This window comes from Achromobacter ruhlandii, from assembly GCF_902859695.1.
GTDB classification, from domain to species: domain Bacteria; phylum Pseudomonadota; class Gammaproteobacteria; order Burkholderiales; family Burkholderiaceae_B; genus Achromobacter; species Achromobacter ruhlandii.
Genome location: NZ_CADIJL010000002.1, coordinates 303,984 through 322,999, shown reverse-complemented (window position 1 = coordinate 322,999; position 19,016 = coordinate 303,984). Strand labels below are relative to the sequence as shown.

Genomic DNA, 19,016 nt, shown 5'->3' with positions numbered 1-19,016 from the left:
CGTTAAACTGGCGCTTTCCGCCTATTCATGCGCCCCGCCCCACGCGGGGCGCATTGCCTTACCCCCATGTCCGACAAAACCCACGACATCCGCCCCGGCCAGTCGATTGAACTGCTCAAGGCCCTGCACATCCTGACCCGCGACGGCAAGATGAACCAGGACAGCCGCCGCAAGCTCAAGCAGGTCTACCACCTGTTCCAGTTCATCGAACCGCTGCTCAAGGACGTCCAGCAACAGCGCGGCGCCGTCACCCTGGCCGACCACGGCGCGGGCAAGTCGTACCTGGGCTTCATCCTGTACGACCTGTTCTTCAAGGAACAGCCCGAGGCGCTGAAGAACGGCTCGCACATCTACGGCATCGAAACCCGCGAGGAACTGGTTAAGTCATCGGAAGAACTGGCGCAGCGCCTGGGCTTTGGCGGCATGTCGTTCCTGAACCTGTCGGTGGCCGAGTCCATCACCTCCGACAAACTGCCCGCGACCATCGACGTGGTCACGGCCCTGCACGCCTGCAACACCGCCACCGACGACGCGATCCATTTCGCGCTGGAGAAAAAGGCCAAGTACATCGTGGTCGTGCCCTGCTGCCAGGCGGAAGTGGCGTCGGTGCTACGCAAGAACAAAGCCAAGGCGCTGGCCGATCCGCTGGCGGAGATCTGGCGCCATCCGCTGCACACGCGGGAGTTCGGCAGCCAGATCACGAACGTGCTGCGGTGCTTGCAGCTCGAAGCGCATGGGTACCAGGTCAGCGTGACGGAGCTGGTGGGGTGGGAGCATTCGATGAAGAATGAGCTGATCATTGCGCAGTACAAGGATCTGCCGCGCAGGAAGCCGGCGGAACGGCTGACGGAGATGCTGGATCGGATCGGGTTGCAGGAGTTGAAAGATCGGTTTTTCCTGCCGCAAGCGGCTTGAGAATTGAAAAAGGACCTTGCGAGGTCCTTTTCTTATTGAACGCTCGTCTCGGATAGGGATGAGAATGTCACCCTTGGCATTGCTGCCTATGTGCGTCACGCCCATACTCATCTTGCGATCGCAACAACGATCGTCCGGATTGACAGCCGGAAGAGCAAGGGCGGGCAGCCGCTGCAATAGCGGCGTTTTCATGTCCGTAGGCTGACGTACGTCCCTCCATGGGCGAGCCTTGGCTGGGGCACCTTCGTGTGCGCCGGTTTCCCTTGTCACCGGTCTGTCAACCCGGCCTTGTGCTCGCCCGCCCCGACCGACAACGGGGCGCGGGCTTAATGACAGAGGCAGCCGCGATGAACGACCACTCCTACACCCTTGACCGCTGGGCCACGCCGGATGATCCGGAGAGCGTCCCTATTCGGTTTGCTGATCTTCGGAAAATAGAACGGGCTTGCCTGGGCATCTGGGCCATCGCCCGGATTGTGGGCAATAGCGCGACAGAACCCGAGAGTACCGGGGCGGCGCCACTGGAGCCTTGGGTCAGCGCCAACTTGCTGGGTGGGGTCGAGAGCCTGTGCGATCACATCATGGATCTTGTGGACACGGCGCTTGATGGGACGGGGTTGGAGCTTGGGGGCGTGGCGCCGGCGGGGTCAGTGCATTGATGGGCGTGGCGGCGGCGGGCCGGAATTATCTTGAGGCCTGCCCACCGCAATAGTGAGCAATCCCGGGGATCGGAGGTCAACCGTCGCGCCACCCGTCGCCTCAATAACGACGTCCTGAACACGACGGCCGGAAGACGCCTGGATTCAATCCCCAGAGCTTCGACGCAACCGATCCGTCGACTGCTTGTTCAGCCGCTTCGCCTCGGCTTCCGCGTAGTCTTCCTCGCCCTGTTCGTATTTCCCGTCATACATGCAGCTACTGCGAACCAAGCCGCATTCGCCGATGATTGAAGAACAGCCCGAGCTCAACGCAGCGAGAAATAGCACGATACCGTAACGGCCTAGGTTTTGAATCGACATGGAACTCCTTGGTTGTCGAAGTAGTGTACGGGATGGGGATGACCTACGAGCGCGAATCAGGGGGTTCACGGTCCACCCAGCCACGTAACTCCAGCATTCGAGCCGAATTTCTAGTACGCTCAATTTGGCATGCTTCATGCTTGAGCTGATGCTCAGGAGCTGGATACTAGTTCCACGCTCCCACAAAGAGCGCTCAGATTGACTGGTGCAAACGTCCAACGACGTAGCTGCGGCAATGGCAGCAGCCTTCACTTATCGCATCTATGCAGGGAAGTCTGGTAGACGATCATTCTTGGACCTATGAACGGCATACTGCGCCGGATGATTCGCAGTTCAGCAACTTGAGGCTTGCTAATCGTCAAAATGGAGAGGCCAAGCAGCAATATTTGAGTGATTGCTCAGGAATAATTCGAACAAGCTTGCGACCTGCGGCAACAGCAGCATGAAAATTGGACGGACTCCAGTTTTAACGGAGGAATTGAGGGCCCCTCGAACCCCATAATTAGCCTCGTCGCACCGGCTGTTGATGAGCCACACCGGCTGTGCACAGCCCTCGATATCTCTCAAGAATCACCCTCCCTTCTTGGGCTTACATTTCTTTTTGGCGATCAAAAATGGGTCCACATCAATAGTGGCTAATTGCACCTTATAGTCCAGCGCGATCAGCGTCTTGAGAGCATTTCTCAACGTGACTTTGGAAAAAAATGGAAGATCTCTTGGCAGCGTTTTTGTCGTTGCAATAGCAAATACTATATTAAAGTCATTAGCCTTTGGTTTCAATTGAGGATCCGCAAGCCTCATGCTATCGGGAAGTTTTTCATTTAATTTTTCTCTGAATTCTACGTCTCTCACAAACGCTTCCGCAGCGACAAACCCCTGGGCAAAAAGATGGCTGAGCGTACCAGAACTTCGATAGTACTTGACATGGATTAGATCAGTTCCATCTCGGATTAAGTCACAAAATTCAATTTTGTCATATCTCCCTCCTAATTTTGTATTTTTCTTATCCATTAAGGCAAAGCAGGGATCATTTCTTGCAAGCATTTCATTGTACTCATCCTCACGATCACACCCATAAACGGGAAAGCTGAATGGATATACATCGATCTTTGAAATGTAATCATCGATCAATGCAACAAAACTAGGCTCCGCCTGGAACCAAACACCATTGCGCAACATGTAGCGTTCCGCACCGAGGACCAGCTCAGCATACAAACACCGATAGGCAGACCACGAACGAGTTGACTCATAGTTGGAGTTATTTATATGAACGGTCAACCCTTTAAGCACATCTACGCTCAGAACTCGTGAGGTTCTTTGAAGGTAGTCTATTAAATCTTCCATCTTCAAAACTACGCTTCTAGGCGTATTTGCATACATATCAAACGAATAACCTATCTGATCCTCCCAATCAACCACTTCAGGCTCACCTAGCCAAAAATATGTTGAAGTCGGCGCAGCTAGTTCGTCATTTAAACATGCATCTAGGACCGATATGATTTCAGGATCCTTGACTTTTCTAATATTATCGACCCATTCAAACTCCGACGGGAGCGGTGAGTTATAACGCCTCAATGCTTCATCTAGAATAGGGGGGATTCCTCCGAGATCAGTGCTCACGGCTATCGTTAGCGCATCCCGACCCGTAACGTGAGAGCCGAACAAAGGAACTCGCGAAGCTCCAGTGATGGCATAGAGCATTTCCAATTCGGAATCCATCTGCAATTCGAATATATCAACCTCAGTAGTGCTCTGCGTGCGGGAATTCAGGGGGTTGGCATCATAACTAGCCTTATCGACACTACGTAACTTATCAGCATCTACGGAGGCGAGGGTAACGCGCAATCCAAAATCGCGCTCCACCCCGTCTAATTTCAGTAGGTGATAGCCAGACCCAAAAGACAATAAGAACAACCGCCCCATTCGTTCAAATATCGCCACCGCCCCTACGTTCCGCGTACCCCCAAAATCCTCCGGAATCATTTCTGAATTATTCGTGAAAAGCTTTGTCCAACTAGGCGGCAGTCTTTGAATATCTTTTTTGACGTATACCTCAACCGTTTCGCCAGCTACCGATAGAAGCGCAGGAGGCTGCGAATCCTCCATCTTTATGAGGTCCGCACGTGCGACCACGCGGTCTTTCGCTAAATATATTGACAGCTTTTCCTTTTTTACCTTCGCCATACTCATTCCCGCCTTTTCAGAAACGACCATTGCGACAAATAAAAACAGCAGCATCTAGACGCAAGGACAACTATTCATGTCGAACATCTTTCACCTAGCACCTCATCTCCAAACACCCTGAAACTTAGGGGAGTTCAGGCTGTCTTTTCCCACGTTCTCCGAACCAGACCAGCTAACCGTGAATAGATCTCCGTATTTGCACCGATAGCCGCCATATCTGTTGTAATCAAAAACGATTTAGGCTTTCGCGTAAAAGATATAGTGGCATCATCAAGCAATTTCTGCGCCTCATCCGCCAAATGGGGAGCAATTCTAAATCCCAGCAAAGACTTATTGCCACTCCGCTTGTGCAGCCAGAAGTAGTTATTTCTACCAACGCTAATTGACACGTAATTTTTTACGTAGCTAATCTTCGGCTCTGGTAATGCGGAGCCCACGACTTCCATCAAAAAGTCAGCCGTCTCAGCCGTCCATTTCGCCTTTTTATTCCAAAAATCGCGATTAACCTCGACTTCTTGTTCCTCCGTTCCGTCATCAACCTCTTCAAAAGTATCAAGAACCTTTGTAAAGTGAAGCGCTTTCTTTCCTCCCACATCAATGAGCGCAACTTGGATTGCTATGATCGGTATCGAATGACTTAAAATATGAACCACATTGAAAAAGCGCCTTGTAATGTTCTCAGCAACCAATACAGCATAATGCTGGCGCTGAGGCCAACGACGCTTTTCGTTATCCCAGTACTCGATGGTACGAATTATGTGAGTCTCATCTGTATCACCCAACATTACTTCGACTTCATACATCGAATCGTCCTGGGGATCCTTCAACAAGATATCCAACCTGCCGCCGGAATTCTGACGCCGTTCTTTACTCAACGCGTCTAAGTCTCCGAGGCCCAATGTTGCGGGATTGCCCCATATTTGATCCTGGAGCCAGTATTCGTCATAGCCCGCTTCACGAATCGACATCGGTTGTGCAAACGAAATATCTTCAAGCACGATCTATCTCTTAAGAAAAATTTCAACGAGAGGAGCCTCGAGGCAACGCCGCCTCACAGTTTTATAACATTTGGAAACTACAGTTGTCTTTAGTCACCCTGTTCGCTGGCCCCAGTCCGCAAGTTGAAGCATTATTCGCCACATCCCAACCCTGCCTTCTCTGGATGCCCTTTGCCTAACATCGCGTCAATCCGCCGCCAAATCCGCTCCCTAACAATGTCTCGTGCGTTCGCCGACATCGACGCTTACTACGCTGACCTGGAACAGCAAGATTGGCCCGCCACCGACACCGAGGACTCGCCCTATTCCGAAGCCGTCCTCTCCGGCACCCTCTTCGACTACAGCACCGTCCCCTACCCGCAGGCCGCTGACTTCCTCCAGGCCTGGATCGCCGCCTGCCCCGACTCCTATCACGCCCACCTGGTCCTGGGTAACTTCTGCTTCGGCCGCGCCGCGGATATCCGCGGCTTTGGCTGGGCAGACAGCGTGACGCAGGATCGCTGGATCGGCGCCGCCCTGGCCTGCGAAACCGCCGCCGCCTCGCTATTGAAAGCCATGACGCTGTCGCCGCGTCCCGTCGCGGCCTGCGTGACCATGATGCAAATGGCGGCGCATTTCAAAGAGCCGTATTGGCTGCGCCAGTTGTTCGAAGGCAATCCTCCGGAAACCATTACCCACGACGATGTCGAGGAACCCGGGCTGATGGACGCCGCGCTGGCGCATCTGGCGGAATACGGCGTGCCGCGCCTGCAACCGGATCAGGCGCCGCAGTCCCTGCCTGCATGGCTCGCGCCGCGCGCCGAGCATGAAATGGAACAGGGCAAGGATTACTGGCTGCTGCGCGCATTGGAATTGCGCCCGGGCCACCTGGAAACGCTGATCGCATATGCGCAGTATCTGCAACCGCGTTGGGGCGGCAGTTACGAGGATATCGACGGCCTGGCCAGCGGCCCGCTGTGCGAGACGCTGACGGAGCCGCAGCGCAACGCGATCCGCTGGGTCGGCCTGTGGGACGAGCTGAGCGATTTTCCGGAATCGGAAGAAACGCAGGCTGTGCAAGCCCATCGCCAGGCCTTCGAATCGTTCCTGCAACGCGATGTGCGGCCCCAGGAACGCGGCGAGGCGCTCGGTCGGTTCGCGAATTTCGTCAGTTATTCACTGGGCGACCATGCGCGTGCCCGTGCGCTGCACGCGCAGAGCGTGGCGGCATTCCCGGGGAATATGTATTTTGGCGAAGTGGACGGGCCATTCCGCAGTTTCGCGCACGTGACGCTGATTCACCACATCCCGGACGACGACGGCGCGTTCAAGCGCGTGCTGGAACGCATGAGCGGCTGGGACCAGTTGGCGACCCCGCAGGGGTTGGTGGCGGTGGCGCATCAGTTCGGGCTGTGGGGGTTTGAAAAGGATCCGGCCAAGGCGCAACAACTGCTGGATCGCGCCGCCGAACTCGGTCGCGACCAGACGGACGACAGTTTCAATGTGCTGGCGGCCGCCGCGATGCTGTGGGATGGCGGCGCGCACGAGGAAGGTTATTTCCTGACACGCCAGTTGGCGGATCGGCGTTTTCCCGACGCGGCCAGCAGCATGTACGACATTCACCGCGGCTTCCGCGACAACACGCCCGACCATTATCTGGACGAGGCGGTGCGCGACGAATGGCTGCAACGCGCGGTGGACGATGGTTCGCCGCTGGCCAAGTACAACATGGCGCATCGGCACCTGTTCGACGGCAAGATGGATTTCTCGCGCCGCGAGAATGTCGAGACGGTATTGCGGCTGCTACAGGAGTCGCGCGAGGAACCGCGCGCCGACGGTCTGGCGCGCTTGCGCATCGGGGTGCTGCTGCGCGACCACGGCACCGACGCGGAAAAACAGAGCGGCGTGCGCGAGTATCTGCGGCCGCTGGTCGACGAAGACGACGACTGGCGCGCCGCCCGCGCGAGCGCCGAAATCGGATTGGCCTATGCGCGCGGTCACGGCGCCAAGAAGAACCGCTTTGCCGCCATCGAATGGGTGGGGCACGCCAGCAAGCTACAACCGGACGACGAGGGTATCGACGAGATCCATGGCGAGGTGATGAACTCGCACAGTCTGGTCAAGACCATCGGCACGGTGTTCGGGGCGTATCTGGGACGGGGCGGCGTGACGGCGGAGGATCTGCCGCCGAAGCCGGCTGAATAAACTGTCTGGCGGCAAAACGGAAGCGCCTTTCACGGCGCCGCCAAAACAGAACGGCAATCCGGCTCGCCCGGCATTGCCGTTCTGCTTTATTGTTCTACCCTCGACCATGCCTGTCCCGCTGTCGCCAGGCTCGCGCTGCCGACAGACGTAATGACTCCGGAGCCCGTATGTCGCCAGTTTCGTTTTCAACGCCCCAACCCGGCCGCGACAAGCGATGGCTGTTGATGCACAGCCGCCAGGCCACGCAGGCGCATGGCTCGGATCAAGTGCTTTTCTACGATGCGCCGCCGGACCCGGCCACGCTGGCGACGATCGAATACGTCCATCTATGGGCGCCACCTTTGGACCCGGTGCTGGAACTGCCGGACTTAATCTCCCGACTACCCGCCCTGACGCATCTGTCCATCGGACCCGGCAATATCCAGGCCTCGGTCGTCAAGACCCTGCGCGCCGAGATGCTGCCGGCCAGCCTGCGGCATCTGTCGATTTTTGATTGCCCGGGGTCATATACCTGGTCGGCCGGGCCGATGCCGCAGTTGGAGTCGCTGGAGGTCAACGTTCCGATGCGGTTCAAGGCGGAGGATTTTCCGGCGCTGAAGTCGCTGTCGATGTTGCCGGACAAACCCGGCAAACTGCTAGATCAGGCCTTGCGGCTGCCGCTGCAGGAATTGAATCTGTTCAATGTCCCGTTCGATGAATCGCTGTTTCACCGCATCGCGGCGTTGCCCCTGTTATCGCTGGGCCTGATGGCGGGGCGCTCCTTGAAAACGCTGGCGGGAATCGAACAGCTTTCCGGACTGCGTTCATTGCGGCTCAAGAATCAAGGCCTGTTGGAAACCATTGGCCCGATTGCCGCCCTGCCGGCGCTGGAGCAACTGAATATCCAGTATTGCAAGCGGATCACCGATATCAATACCCTGGAGGCGCTACCCGCCCTGCAAGACCTGACGCTGGTGGGCTGCGGCAATATCGGCCTGGGTGAATTGGAAGCCAAGCTGCGAGCCAAACTACGGCATTCCAACATCGCGGCAACGACATAGCTGCATGAGCGCACGCCCCCAGCCCTGCGTCATGGCTTCAATAGCCGGGGATGCGGGCTGCCCACCGACGCGCCCGCCCCGCCATCAATCCGCCCGCCTCACCACTGATACCCCACCTTCAAACTGACCACCCTTCCCGCCCCCGCGAAGCAGCCGTTATCCAGGTCATAGCATCCCCCGCTATACCGCTTGTCCGTCAAGTTCGACACACTCAACTGCACCTTCGTCCCTTTCAAGCTGGGCACCTGCCGCCCCAGGTCGTAATGCAGTTGCGCATCCACCAAGGTGTATCCCGGCACGCGGAAATCCTGCAACGTCTGGTACCCGCCCCAGCTTCCCCCGTTATGCCGAACCCCCAGCGCCGCGCCCAGGCCGGAGGGCGCCTCCCACGCCAGCCAGACGCCGCCAAAGCGCGTCGGCACGCGCGACGGCGTCCTGCCCACTTCGTTGGCATTGCCTTTGGTGTATTCGACGTTCTGCCACGTATAGGCCGCGATCACGCTCCACTGCGGCGACAGCCGCGCATGCGCTTCCAGCTCCAGCCCGCGCGAGCGGACCTCGCCCGACTGCACGGATAGGCGCGGGTTGGCGGGGTCGGCGCTCAGCACGTTGGTCTGGGTCAGGTGGTAGATCGCCGCGGAGAACAGGGCGTCCCAGTTCTCCGGCTGGTACTTGAGGCCGGTCTCGAACAACTCACCCCGGGTCGGCTTGAACGGCTCGCCGCTGGCGGACAGGCTGTTCACGGGCTCGAAGGACTGCGCGTAGGTGGCATACGGCGCCAGGCCATTGCCGAAGCGATACAGCGTGCCGACGCGCACGGTGGTTGCCTGGTCCTTCTGCGTGAAGCCGCTGTGCCAGAGCCTGTCGGTGGAATCGATGGTCGACCAGTCCTGGCGCACGCCGACGGTGGTGTGCCAGTTGCCCAGCGCGACCTGGTCCTGCACGTAAAGGCCGGTCAGCGTCGAGCGCATGCCTTTGTCCATGACCGTGGGCGGGACGGGCTGCGGCGCGCCGTAGACGGGGTTGTAGAGGTCCAGCTTGGTGCCGTTGTAGGTCGTGCGGTAGTCGCCGTCGCCGCGCATCTGCTCCCACACCAGGCCGGCCAGCAGTTCGTGGCGCGCGGCGCCGGTGGCGAAGCGGCCTTTCAACTGGTTGTCCAGGGTGAAGCTGTCGTAGCGCTCGGTGGAACCGAGCACCTGGCGGTCGATGGTGCGCAGGTCCGGTTGCAAGGCGGCCAGGACCACGGCGTCATAGTCGCTGTCGACGCGGGTGTAGCGGCCGTTCAGGCTCATCGACCAGTCGCCCGCCAGCTTCTGGTCGAACTGGTAGCCCACGGCGCGGATGGTGCGCGCGAACGTGTCGTAGCCCGGCTCGCCCACGTTGAAGCGGGGCGGCAGTTGGCCATGGGGGTTGGGCAGTACGCTGCCGATGCCCGGCACCGACGAGATCATGCCCAGGCCGGGATCGTCCTGGTAGCGCGCGTACAGCGTCAAGCGGGTGGCAGCGCTGGGTTGCCAGGTCAGCGAGGGCGCGACCGCGCGGCGGCGCAGCCAGGTGCCGTCCAGTTGGCCATCGCTGTTCATGGCGGTGCCGACGACCCGGAACAGCAGCGAGCCGCGTTCGTCGGCCTTGCCGCCCAGGTCGAACGAGCCGCGACGGTAGCGGCTGGTGCCGCCCTCAAGCTCAATGAGGCGCACGGCGTCTTCGCGCGGCAACTTGCTGGTCAGCGCAATGACGCCGCCGGGCGTGGAGGTGCCGTACAGCACCGAGGCGGGACCGCGCAGCACTTCCATGCGTTCGAGCAGGAAAGGATCGACCTGCTGGCCGCCGAAGACGACGCCGCGGTTCAGGCGCATGCCGTCCAGGAAGGTGTCGACGGGCCCGTTGCCCGTGCTGAAGCCGCGGATGCTCATGTCGTCATAGGCGGTGACGGCGCCCCAGGATTCTGTGGCGACGCCGGGCGCGTAGCGGAAGGCCTCGTTGACCGAACGCACGTTGCGCGCGTCCATCTGCTCGCGGGTGACCACCGAGAGGGACTGCGGCGTCTCGATCAGGGGCGTGTCGGTGCGCGTGGCGGCACTGGAGCGACGCGGCACCACGCCGTCGTCCTGCGGGATGCCGACGACCTCGACGGACGGCAAGGTGGGCGCGTCCCCCGCCTTGGCCGCTGCGGCCGCCTGCGCCGCGCCGGGCTGGGTCCAGGCCAGCAGCAGCAAATGAAATCCGACGGTAAGAACCCGGGGCGATGCGCATCTGGCGCGGGATTGGAAGATCATGAGCGTGGTCCGTTTGTTTGATGGCATGCATCCCGAGACCCGGCGCGTGTCGCCGGGCGCGATGTATGGGCATTGCTTGGAAGCCGCTCCATTTAATATTGCGTCTCATTCCTTTAACTACCCGGATCGGGTCGTCACCCCCGAAACGGGTCCCCCGGCATCGCTTCATGAAGACCCATCCCGACGCGCCGCGCCACGGCGCCATTTCCTCCCTGCCCGATGTGCCCACGTCCTCGATGTTCGACACGGACTTCCTGGCGCACTACCTGTCAGGACAACGACATCGGTTGGTGTACGCGGAAGTGGCGGAGGGCATCGAGCTGTGCCATTGGCAAAGCGCATTCGAGCAGCCCTTCACCGTGCACACGCGTGACGACGGCGACCGCGTATTGCTGTCGTACCAATTGCGCGGCAAGACCGATTGCTGGCTGGAAGGCGGCGTCGCCGGACAGGGCGAGGCCATCAGGGAAACGTCGGGCTGCTTGTACTACACGCCAGATCGCCGTGGACACTTTGCCCAACATGGGGTATGCGAGAGCCTGACCGTTGCGCTGCGACCGGACGTGCTGCGCACGTGGATCGAGGACGAAGAGGACGCGGCGCTGCGGCGCTCACTGGACTCCGGCAGTTACTTTCGCACCGGCTACCGCGGCGAAAAGCTGCATCAAGCCGCGCTGGCCATCAGCCGCGAGTTGAAGCACCTGCGCACGCCCGCCTGCGCCCCCCCCGGCGCACGGCTGATCCGCGAAGCGCAGGCCATGATGCTCACGGGCCTGTTTCTCGAGGCCGGCCACGCGGACACTCGCCGGACCAATGCCGTCACGCCGCAACGGCAACGCCTGATGGCGGCGCGCGACTATCTGCTGGCCGACCTCGCCCACCCGCCCACGCTGGCGCAGATGGCCGCGGAGACGGGTTTGAGCGCCATGCGCATCAAGCGCGGCTTTCGCGAGTTGTTCGGGCACAGCGTCTACGGCTTGTTCCAGCAGGCGCGGATGCGCGAGGCGCAGCACCGGCTGCGGGCGGGCAAGGTGACGGTGATGGAGGTAGCGTTCGATATGGGGTATTCGAATCCCAGCCACTTCGCGGCGGCGTTCCGGAGGGAATTTGGGATGGGGCCTGGAGAATTCAAGCGCGAGGTCAACGATTCTCCCAGCCCACCCTATGCTGATTAAATTCTCTCATCATTGAAAGCTGCTGTAGACTTACGACAGATCTTGTGACGATTAGGGAGATAAAATGGCGCTTCTGAGAAGCTATGCAATTTGGAACAATAAGGGAGGAGTGGGTAAGAGCACCATTACCTTCCATCTAGCCTCACGCTATGCAGAAGAACATCCTGACGTGAATGTGCTGGTGATTGACCTATGCCCGCAATCAAATTCGAGCATGATGCTATTGGGGGGCGGAGTCCAAGGCGAGCAGAGCGTTCTTAACTTATGCATGGAGGCGACTCCCAAAACCGTAGTGGGCTACTTAAGCACAGTGATCGCGGGGGGTGCCGGCGCCCCCTTGCCCGACCCGTGGAAATTCGTCGTTGGCGCTCGAGCCTATAACGAATTTATGCCTGATAATTTGTTTCTCCTTTGTGGCGACGGCAACCTAGAGCCGATGGCGCCCGCTATTTCCGCTGCGTCTGCGGCACCAGCACTGACTCCTGCAACCCAGCCATGGAAGTGGGTTCACCAGATTTTCTGGAACTTTATTAATAATATTTCTTCTCCTGACGATGAAGAATGGATGATCTTTATCGATACAAATCCAAGCTTCTCCATCTATACGGAGCTTGCGGTATCAGCAGCACAACGGCTAATAACGCCAGTTAATGCGGACGACTCATCTCGCGTAGCAACAAATGCGATGTTCATCCTACTACATGGGCAGATTCCTCCACACCCCATTTATGGAACCTGGACCTATGCAGCGCAGGCACAAAAACATGGCCTTGCCGTACCCGAAATTCATGTCATAGTTGGCAATCGTCTAACGCAATACGATGGCGCAGCCACTGCGTTTAAGGCCCTTTCCGACGCCACAGCTGACACACTATTTGCCGCATTCAATACCCATCCGACGTATTTCACCGCGACACCTACCCCCCTTAAGTCTCTAACGGATTTTCGCGACCATTTCGCCGTTGCTTTGCGTGACTTTAATACAGCGGGCGTTGTATCTGCACATCTGGGAAGACCACTTTCAGCCATGGAGCAAGGGTACTACGAGGTTCACGGACAAAATGTCAAAGTCAATGCGGATCGAGTAAGTGAATGCATACAGGCACTCAAGGAATTAATCGAGTACATTGATTAACTCTTGCTTTCTGTAGGAAATTTTCAAATTTATCACTGCGCGGTGCGTTCCGGCATTCACTGCAGGAACGCATAACGCGGCGGAAATGGTAATCGCGCTCAAGCTCAGAAATAGCTGGGCGCGACTACCCCAGGCGCTGATCTCACCACTGACAGCCCGCCCGGCAAAGTCTGATTGTTCAAAGATTGGATCAAGATCCCTCACAATCTGGATATCTGACAGCTCGCCCGGACGAAAAGCTCATTTCACGCTCCTCAGTTCGCCCCCTGCTTGTTGGCTCAACGCCTTGGCAATCCGATGCCGCCCCACCGTCGTCTTCGGCACCTTGAACGGAAACCACGTGCGCACGTCCTCGTCCAGCCCGATCCCGTGCATGTAGTTGTAGATCGCCTTCTTCAACGCCCGTCCCAGCGCGTCGTGATCCACCCCGGTCGGGTCGTCGAAACCGATGTCGTTCTTGGCGAACGTCACGTCCGGCAGCGGCCGCAGCGTCACGCCGTATTCCTCGGGGTTCAGCCCCACCGGGGAATGCACCGTACAGGCGAAGCGGTGGAAGAACCCGCTCTGGATACAGCCGTTTTCGAACAGTTGGCGCACATATTCCAGCGCGTCGACCGTGTCCTGCACGGTCTGCGTGGGAAAGCCGTACATCAGATAGGCGTGCACCAGGACGCCGGCGTCGCTGAAGGCGCGCGTGACGCGCGCCACCTGGTCGACCGACACGCCCTTCTTCATCAGGTTCAGCAGGCGGTCCGAGGCGACTTCCAGGCCGCCCGAGACGGCGATGCAGCCGCTGTCGGCCAGCAGTTCGCACAGCTCGGGGGTGAAGGTTTTCTCGAAGCGGATGTTGCCCCACCACGAGATGCCGGCGTTGCGCGCGATCAGCTCGGTGGCCAGGGCCTTGAGGGACTTGGGCGGCGCGGCCTCGTCGACGAAGTGAAATCCCGTCTGCCCGGTTTCCTGCACGATGGCCTCGATGCGGTCGGCCAGCACCGTGGCCGAGGCGCCTTCGTAGCGGCCGATGTAATCCAGGCTGACATCACAGAAGCTGCACTTCTTCCAGTAACAGCCATGCGCCACGGTCAGCTTGTTCCAGCGACCGTCACTCCACAGGCGGTGCATGGGGTTGAGCATGTCCAGCAGCGACAGGTAGCGGTCCAGCGGCAGGCCGTCCCAGGTGGGCGTGCCGACCTCGGCGAAGGCGACGTCGGGCTCGACCAGGTTGACGTAGCGCACCGCGCCGCTGTCGGCGTCGCGCAGGAAGGTGCGCACCAGGCGCTGGCGCGAGCGCTTGCCTTGCACGTGTTCCATCAGCGCCAGCAAGGGGCGCTCGCCGGCGTCGAGGCTAACGAAGTCGAAGTAGTCGAAGACGCGCGGGTCTTTCAGTTCGCGCAGCTCGGTGTTGACGAAGCCGCCGCCCAGCACGGTGATGATCGTGGGGTCTTGCGCCTTGATCGCCTGGGCGATGCGGAAGGCGGCGTAGACGGCGCCGGGGAACGGCACCGACAGCAGCACCATGGTGGGCTGGTGGCGCGCCAGGGCTTCCAGGGTCAGGTCGCGCAGGGTGTCGTCGACCAGGTTCAGCGGCGCGGCCAGCGCTTCGGCCAACGGGTCGAAGGTCGGCTGGCTGCCGGCCAGCGATTCGGCGTAGCGCACGAATTCAAAACGCGGATCGATGGCGTCGCGCAGCACGTCGGCCAGGTCGTTCAGATACAGCGTGGCCAAGTGCTTGGCGCGGTCCTGCAGGCCCAGGGCGCCGAAGGCCCAGCCCAGCGGGTCGCCGCCCTCGTCGTCCATGTACACATCCAGCGAAGCGAAGCGCGGGCCTTCAGGCAGGAAGTTACGGCCAACGATGCGGTGGGCCAGCGTCGAGTCGCGCCCTTGCAGGAAGGCGATCACCGGGGCGATGGTGGCCAGGTAGCGCGGCTGCATGGCGACGAAGGCCTGGATCGCGGGGGTGTGCTTGTCCAGCGGCAACGCATCCACCCTGGCCGCCACGGCGCGCAGGCCGTCGGGCGACAGCAGGCGCAAGACCAGCGCCAACGCCAGGTCTTCCTGCGTGGCCGTGACGCCGCGGGAGCGCAGGAAGCCGGTCAGGTAGGCGGTGGACGGGTATGGCGTATTGAGCTGCGTCATCGGCGGGATGACGGACAGCACGCGGAGGGGCGTGGCAGACATGAGACACGGCGGGAAACGCCGTCAAAGCGGGGATCGAGGGGGGATTATAGTTATCGGCGAGTTCGGGGCGCCGTCGCACGGGAGATAGGGGTACGGCGCCCGGGCGGCGGATTTCCCTGTTTTTCCCTCAACCACGAGGAGCGTTTCGTGCTGAACCGAGAACGACACAAGGGCCGTTTGATTGATCACATCGGGTTGGTGGTGCGTGATCTGCCCGCCAGCAAGAAGTTCTATACCGCCGTGTTCGAAGCGCTACGAATTCCGATCGGCGGGTCCGATGACAGGAATTTCTGGGCGGATGAGTTGTTCATTTCCACGCCGGATAGTGATGAGGTGCAGGGGCAGCTGACCGGGCGGCTGCATCTGGCGTTCCAGGCGCGGGACCGGGACATGGTGGACGCGTTCTACCAAGCCGCGATGGCCCACGGCGGGCGCGACAATGGCGCGCCGGGGGAACGGGCGTACCACAAGGGGTATTACGCAGCGTTCGTGCTGGATCCGGATGGGAACAATATCGAGGCGGTTTGCCGGGATTCGGCGGTGCGGACGGCGGAGTCGGTGGTAATTCGGTATTGAGCGATTCGAGTTATGAATTCATGAAGGTGCCCATGGAAAATTCAGTGGAACAATACGAATCAAAGCCCGACGGCAAGAACAGGTAGGCGACCAAATGACCATTACGATGACGACTCGCTACGGTCCACTCCACATTACCGATGAGCCATTGTATTCATTCGATTCACAGGACAACCCGCATCGTTACTCGCTAGAAATATGTCTTGCGAACGGGTTGCCGAGCTCCATCCACGGCATTGATCTGAACCATCAGCGCATAATGGTCGTTGGCGCGGGTGGAGGATGCTCAACGGTCCACCAGCATTCGGCCCTGATGATTGACGACAAGCTTCATTTGGCAGTCGGTGACCATGTTGTGTGCCTGTCATTGGATCGACCACATCGATTGCTGTGGTCAGTCCGAGCCGATGCGGCGACATGCTTTGGCATCCACTGGAATAGCCACCGGTCTGCATTGATCTCTCATGGCGAGCTGGAGATTTCTCGAATTTCAACCGACGGAGATCTGATGTGGCGAGTATCTGGAGCGGACATATTTACAGGGGACTTTCGCCTGTTGCCTGACTATATCGAGGCCGTGGACTTCAATAGTTCCGCATATAGGCTTGACTATAGGACCGGAAAGACAATTTTCTAGTTGCGCACGAATTGGGCCGGGGTAGGATGCACCAGGGAGCCCGCAGGCGACCGCCGACAGAAACGCCCCCCAGACCGCCTACCCCCCTCCAAACAAATCCGCCCCCCGCACATCCGCCGGCTCCAACACATACCCAATCTCCCCCGCCACCTCGCGCAGAATCCCCTGCGCCAGGTTGAACGCGGTATTGGCCGCCGGCACGCCCGCGTAGATCGCGTTCTGCAGCAGCACTTCCTTCAGTTCATCCGGACTCAGCCGCGAGTCGTCCTTCGCCGTCAGCGCGGCCCGCACGTGCAGCTCGAATTCCTCCCAGCGGCCCAGCGACAGGGTCACCGCCAGCACCATCATGCGCCGCGCCTTGTGCGGCAGGCCCGGGCGGCTCCAGATGTCGTGCCAGGCGTAGCGGGTGATCAGGTTCTGGTAGTCGGCGGTGAAGGTGGTGGCGCGGTCCAGCGAGCGCTGCACCCATTCTTCTCCCAGCACGGCGCGGCGGTTGGCCAGGCCGCGCTCGAAATCGTCTTCCCGGCTCATTGCGGCATCTCCCCTTGGGTGCTTGCGTCGGCGGGGCGGGCAACGGCGCTGCCCGCCCCGGCCGATCAGTTCACGGTGATGTTATTGGTTTTCACGACTTCGGCCCAGCGGACCTGTTCGGCGTCGACGAACTTGGCGAAGTCCGCGGCGCTGCTGCCGACCGGGGTCAGACCGAGCTTGGCGAGCTTGTCGCGGGTTTCGGGGCGGGCCAGCGCCTTCTGCACCAGGTCCTGCAGCTTGGCGACGACCTGCGGATCGGCGCCGGCCGGCAGGAAGAAGCCATTCCATTCGACGACGTCGAAGGCATTGACGCCGCCTTCGCTGACGGTGGGCACGTTGGGCAGGTCGGGCATGCGCGCGGCCGACGAGACGGCCAGCGCCTTGAGCTTGCCGGTGCTGACGTAGTTCAGGCTGGACGCGGCGTTGGCGAAGTACACGTCGACCTGCCCGCCCATGACGTCGACGATGGCGGGCGCGCCGCCCTTGTACGGCACGTGCACGATGTCGATCTTGGCATCCTTCTTGAGCAGTTCGGCGGCCATCTGCGCCAGGCTGCCCGGACCGTACGAGGCGTAGGTGTAGCGGCCGGGGTTGGCGCGCGCGGCCTTGACGAAGTCGGGCAGGCTGTTGAAGGCCGAACCGGTGGCGGCGACCAGGATGTTGGGCACGCTGACGGCCTGCGAAACGGGAATGAAGTCCTTCTTGGCGTCGTAGGGCAGCTTGCGCAGCACGGGGTTGATGGAGAACGCGGAGGCGTCGTACAGCACGGTGTAGCCGTCCGGTTTGGCGCGGGCCACGTAGGCGGCGCCGATGGAGCCGCTGGCGCCGCCCTTGTTTTCGATGACAACGCTCTGGCCGGCGACTTCACCCATGCCCTGGGCGATGATGCGGGCGGCGTTGTCGGCGCCGCCGCCGGCCGAGTACGGCACCACCACGGTGATGGGCTGGTCGGGGTAGCCGGCGGCGTGGGCCGCGCCCAGGGTGGCGGCCAGGGCCAATGCGGCGGCCATGGGGCGCAGTGCGGCCAGGGCCGCGTGATGGGTTTTCTTCATGTGTGCTCCTCACGTCTCCCCTGCAGGGGATGTTGAATCGATCAAGGATCGTGGCGCGGTCCGTCCGAGATCAGACGGTCGCGATGGGGTTGACCGGCGCGCCCACCAGGCCGGGCACGTACATCGGTGCGGCGGTCAGGAAGAAGGCGTGGCGGTCGTGCTGGCGCAGCCAGTGCGCCAGCGGGGTCAGGTGCCAGAGTTCGCCCAGCGGCAAACCCAGCTTGAACAGGCACTGTTCGTGCAGCGGCAGGAGCGGCCCGCTGCCGCTCTCCAGGTGATGATTGCGCAATTCCACCGCGTGGTTGTCTGCGGCGATCGCGGCGATGCGGCTGTCCTTGATCCAGGCCAGCAATTGCGCGTCGGCGCCGTCCAGCACGCAGCAACTGGTCTTGAGCCGGTCCTGCTCGTCATCGCCCAGCGTGAGCGCGAGGTCGGCCAGGCCGGTATGCAGACACAGGATGTCGCCGGGGCGCACCTGCACGCCGTCGGCGTGCATCACGTCCATCAGGTCCTGGTACGAGACCTTGCGATGCGCGTCGCCGAAGCGGGCGCGCAGGTCGACCATGACGCCGCGCCCCTGGATGCCGTGCCGCGCCATGGGCGCGATGGACAGGTCCTGGGTGCCGGTGAAGCCGTCGAAGCGCGGTTCGCTGACGGTGAAGCCGTTGTAGCCGGTGGGCTGCGGCTGGCCGGTGCCATGGGCGTCGTACATCGCGCCGACGTGGCCCAGGGCGTCCCATTGGGTGGAGTACTGCGGCGACAGCGTGACGCGGTCGTCGCTGACGACGTCGGTGGCGCCCGGCACGTCGCGCGCCAGCGGATAACGGTACACCGGCACGCCGTTCTTTTCGGCGGGCTGGATCACGGGGCCCTTGCGCCGTGGGTTGAGCACAGGCGCGCGCGGCACCGTCAGCGGCAGGCTCAGGGAAAACGACAGGCCTTCGCGGATTTCCGCGACGGCGGCCAGGCGCGCCTGGCGGTCCAGGTGGTTCAGGGTGCCGAGCTGGTCGTCGTCGCCGAAGTCGCCCCAGTTGGAGCCGTCGGGACGCTGCTGGTAGCGTGGACGCATTTTTTTGTCTCCTCGTTCTGTCTCGGACGAGTCTTATGATCGTTGTG

The 19,016-nt window shown here is 60.6% G+C and carries 14 protein-coding genes; 6 read left to right on the top strand and 8 right to left on the bottom strand.

Features of this window, described 5'->3' with window-relative positions:
* Positions 1 to 66 precede the first annotated feature (66 nt).
* Positions 67 to 915, top strand: a complete 849-nt coding sequence (locus tag HV742_RS03675) for a class I SAM-dependent methyltransferase (RefSeq protein WP_049073320.1) — start codon at positions 67 to 69, stop codon at positions 913 to 915.
* An 803-nt stretch (positions 916 to 1,718) separates the two neighbouring features.
* Here the strand turns inward: HV742_RS03675 and HV742_RS03670 are convergent.
* From HV742_RS03670 to HV742_RS03660, 3 genes are all read right to left on the bottom strand, one after another.
* A complete protein-coding gene (locus tag HV742_RS03670) occupies positions 1,719 to 1,934 on the bottom strand; it encodes a hypothetical protein (RefSeq protein ID WP_006395668.1) in 216 nt (71 codons plus the stop codon).
* Between the two features lie 570 nt (positions 1,935 to 2,504).
* Positions 2,505 to 4,172 (bottom strand): TIGR04141 family sporadically distributed protein, encoded by a 1,668-nt coding sequence (locus HV742_RS03665; protein WP_254600936.1) that lies wholly within the window; start codon positions 4,170 to 4,172, stop codon positions 2,505 to 2,507.
* An 80-nt stretch (positions 4,173 to 4,252) separates the two neighbouring features.
* A complete protein-coding gene (locus tag HV742_RS03660; protein ID WP_175144498.1) occupies positions 4,253 to 5,116 on the bottom strand; it encodes a hypothetical protein in 864 nt (287 codons plus the stop codon).
* Between the two features lie 171 nt (positions 5,117 to 5,287).
* On the opposite strand from HV742_RS03660, the gene HV742_RS03655 reads away from it, so the two are divergent.
* On the top strand, positions 5,288 to 7,300 hold the full coding sequence (locus HV742_RS03655) for a DUF4034 domain-containing protein (protein ID WP_175144497.1): 2,013 nt from the start codon (positions 5,288 to 5,290) through the stop codon (positions 7,298 to 7,300).
* A 167-nt stretch (positions 7,301 to 7,467) separates the two neighbouring features.
* A complete protein-coding gene (locus HV742_RS03650; protein ID WP_175144496.1) occupies positions 7,468 to 8,340 on the top strand; it encodes a leucine-rich repeat domain-containing protein in 873 nt (290 codons plus the stop codon).
* 98 nt (positions 8,341 to 8,438) lie between these two features.
* Here the strand turns inward: HV742_RS03650 and HV742_RS03645 are convergent, their stop codons facing one another.
* Complete coding sequence (locus HV742_RS03645) at positions 8,439 to 10,556, bottom strand: TonB-dependent siderophore receptor (protein ID WP_175144495.1); 2,118 nt, start codon at positions 10,554 to 10,556, stop codon at positions 8,439 to 8,441.
* 227 nt (positions 10,557 to 10,783) lie between these two features.
* Between HV742_RS03645 and HV742_RS03640 the strand changes: the two genes are divergently transcribed.
* Positions 10,784 to 11,791 (top strand): helix-turn-helix transcriptional regulator, encoded by a 1,008-nt coding sequence (locus HV742_RS03640; RefSeq protein ID WP_175144494.1) that lies wholly within the window; start codon positions 10,784 to 10,786, stop codon positions 11,789 to 11,791.
* A 64-nt stretch (positions 11,792 to 11,855) separates the two neighbouring features.
* Positions 11,856 to 12,926, top strand: a complete 1,071-nt coding sequence (locus HV742_RS03635; protein ID WP_175144493.1) for a ParA family protein — start codon at positions 11,856 to 11,858, stop codon at positions 12,924 to 12,926.
* A gap of 240 nt (positions 12,927 to 13,166) precedes the next feature.
* Here the strand turns inward: HV742_RS03635 and HV742_RS03630 are convergent, their stop codons facing one another.
* Positions 13,167 to 15,104 (bottom strand): B12-binding domain-containing radical SAM protein, encoded by a 1,938-nt coding sequence (locus HV742_RS03630; protein WP_175144492.1) that lies wholly within the window; start codon positions 15,102 to 15,104, stop codon positions 13,167 to 13,169.
* Positions 15,105 to 15,251: 147 nt separating this feature from the next.
* Here HV742_RS03630 and HV742_RS03625 point away from each other — a divergent pair, with 147 nt between their 5' ends.
* On the top strand, positions 15,252 to 15,680 hold the full coding sequence (locus tag HV742_RS03625; RefSeq protein ID WP_054445084.1) for a VOC family protein: 429 nt from the start codon (positions 15,252 to 15,254) through the stop codon (positions 15,678 to 15,680).
* A 715-nt stretch (positions 15,681 to 16,395) separates the two neighbouring features.
* Here HV742_RS03625 and HV742_RS03620 read toward each other — a convergent pair.
* The 3 genes from HV742_RS03620 to HV742_RS03610 all read right to left on the bottom strand — a co-directional run bounded on the left by HV742_RS03620 (position 16,396) and on the right by HV742_RS03610 (position 18,969).
* The gene (locus HV742_RS03620; protein WP_175144491.1) at positions 16,396 to 16,848 is read right to left on the bottom strand and encodes a carboxymuconolactone decarboxylase family protein; all 453 of its coding nucleotides are present in this window, start codon (positions 16,846 to 16,848) and stop codon (positions 16,396 to 16,398) included.
* A 65-nt stretch (positions 16,849 to 16,913) separates the two neighbouring features.
* Positions 16,914 to 17,900, bottom strand: coding sequence for a tripartite tricarboxylate transporter substrate binding protein (locus HV742_RS03615; protein WP_175144490.1), 987 nt, complete (start codon positions 17,898 to 17,900; stop codon positions 16,914 to 16,916).
* A 70-nt stretch (positions 17,901 to 17,970) separates the two neighbouring features.
* The gene (locus HV742_RS03610; RefSeq protein WP_175144489.1) at positions 17,971 to 18,969 is read right to left on the bottom strand and encodes a cyclase family protein; all 999 of its coding nucleotides are present in this window, start codon (positions 18,967 to 18,969) and stop codon (positions 17,971 to 17,973) included.
* Between the last annotated feature and the right edge of the window lie 47 nt (positions 18,970 to 19,016).

Excerpts from the sequence above, each read along its gene's own strand:
- HV742_RS03620 (WP_175144491.1), bottom strand. The coding sequence starts at position 16,848 with ATGAGCCGGGAAGACGATTTCGAGCGCGGCCTGGCCAACCGCCGCGCC.
- HV742_RS03615 (WP_175144490.1), bottom strand. The coding sequence starts at position 17,900 with ATGAAGAAAACCCATCACGCGGCCCTGGCCGCACTGCGCCCCATGGCC.
- HV742_RS03610 (WP_175144489.1), bottom strand. The coding sequence starts at position 18,969 with ATGCGTCCACGCTACCAGCAGCGTCCCGACGGCTCCAACTGGGGCGAC.
- HV742_RS03650 (WP_175144496.1), top strand. The coding sequence starts at position 7,468 with ATGTCGCCAGTTTCGTTTTCAACGCCCCAACCCGGCCGCGACAAGCGA.
- HV742_RS03640 (WP_175144494.1), top strand. The coding sequence starts at position 10,784 with ATGAAGACCCATCCCGACGCGCCGCGCCACGGCGCCATTTCCTCCCTG.
- HV742_RS03675 (WP_049073320.1), top strand. The coding sequence starts at position 67 with ATGTCCGACAAAACCCACGACATCCGCCCCGGCCAGTCGATTGAACTG.
- HV742_RS03665 (WP_254600936.1), bottom strand. The coding sequence starts at position 4,172 with ATGCTGCTGTTTTTATTTGTCGCAATGGTCGTTTCTGAAAAGGCGGGA.
- HV742_RS03670 (WP_006395668.1), bottom strand. The coding sequence starts at position 1,934 with ATGTCGATTCAAAACCTAGGCCGTTACGGTATCGTGCTATTTCTCGCT.
- HV742_RS03630 (WP_175144492.1), bottom strand. The coding sequence starts at position 15,104 with ATGTCTGCCACGCCCCTCCGCGTGCTGTCCGTCATCCCGCCGATGACG.
- HV742_RS03635 (WP_175144493.1), top strand. The coding sequence starts at position 11,856 with ATGGCGCTTCTGAGAAGCTATGCAATTTGGAACAATAAGGGAGGAGTG.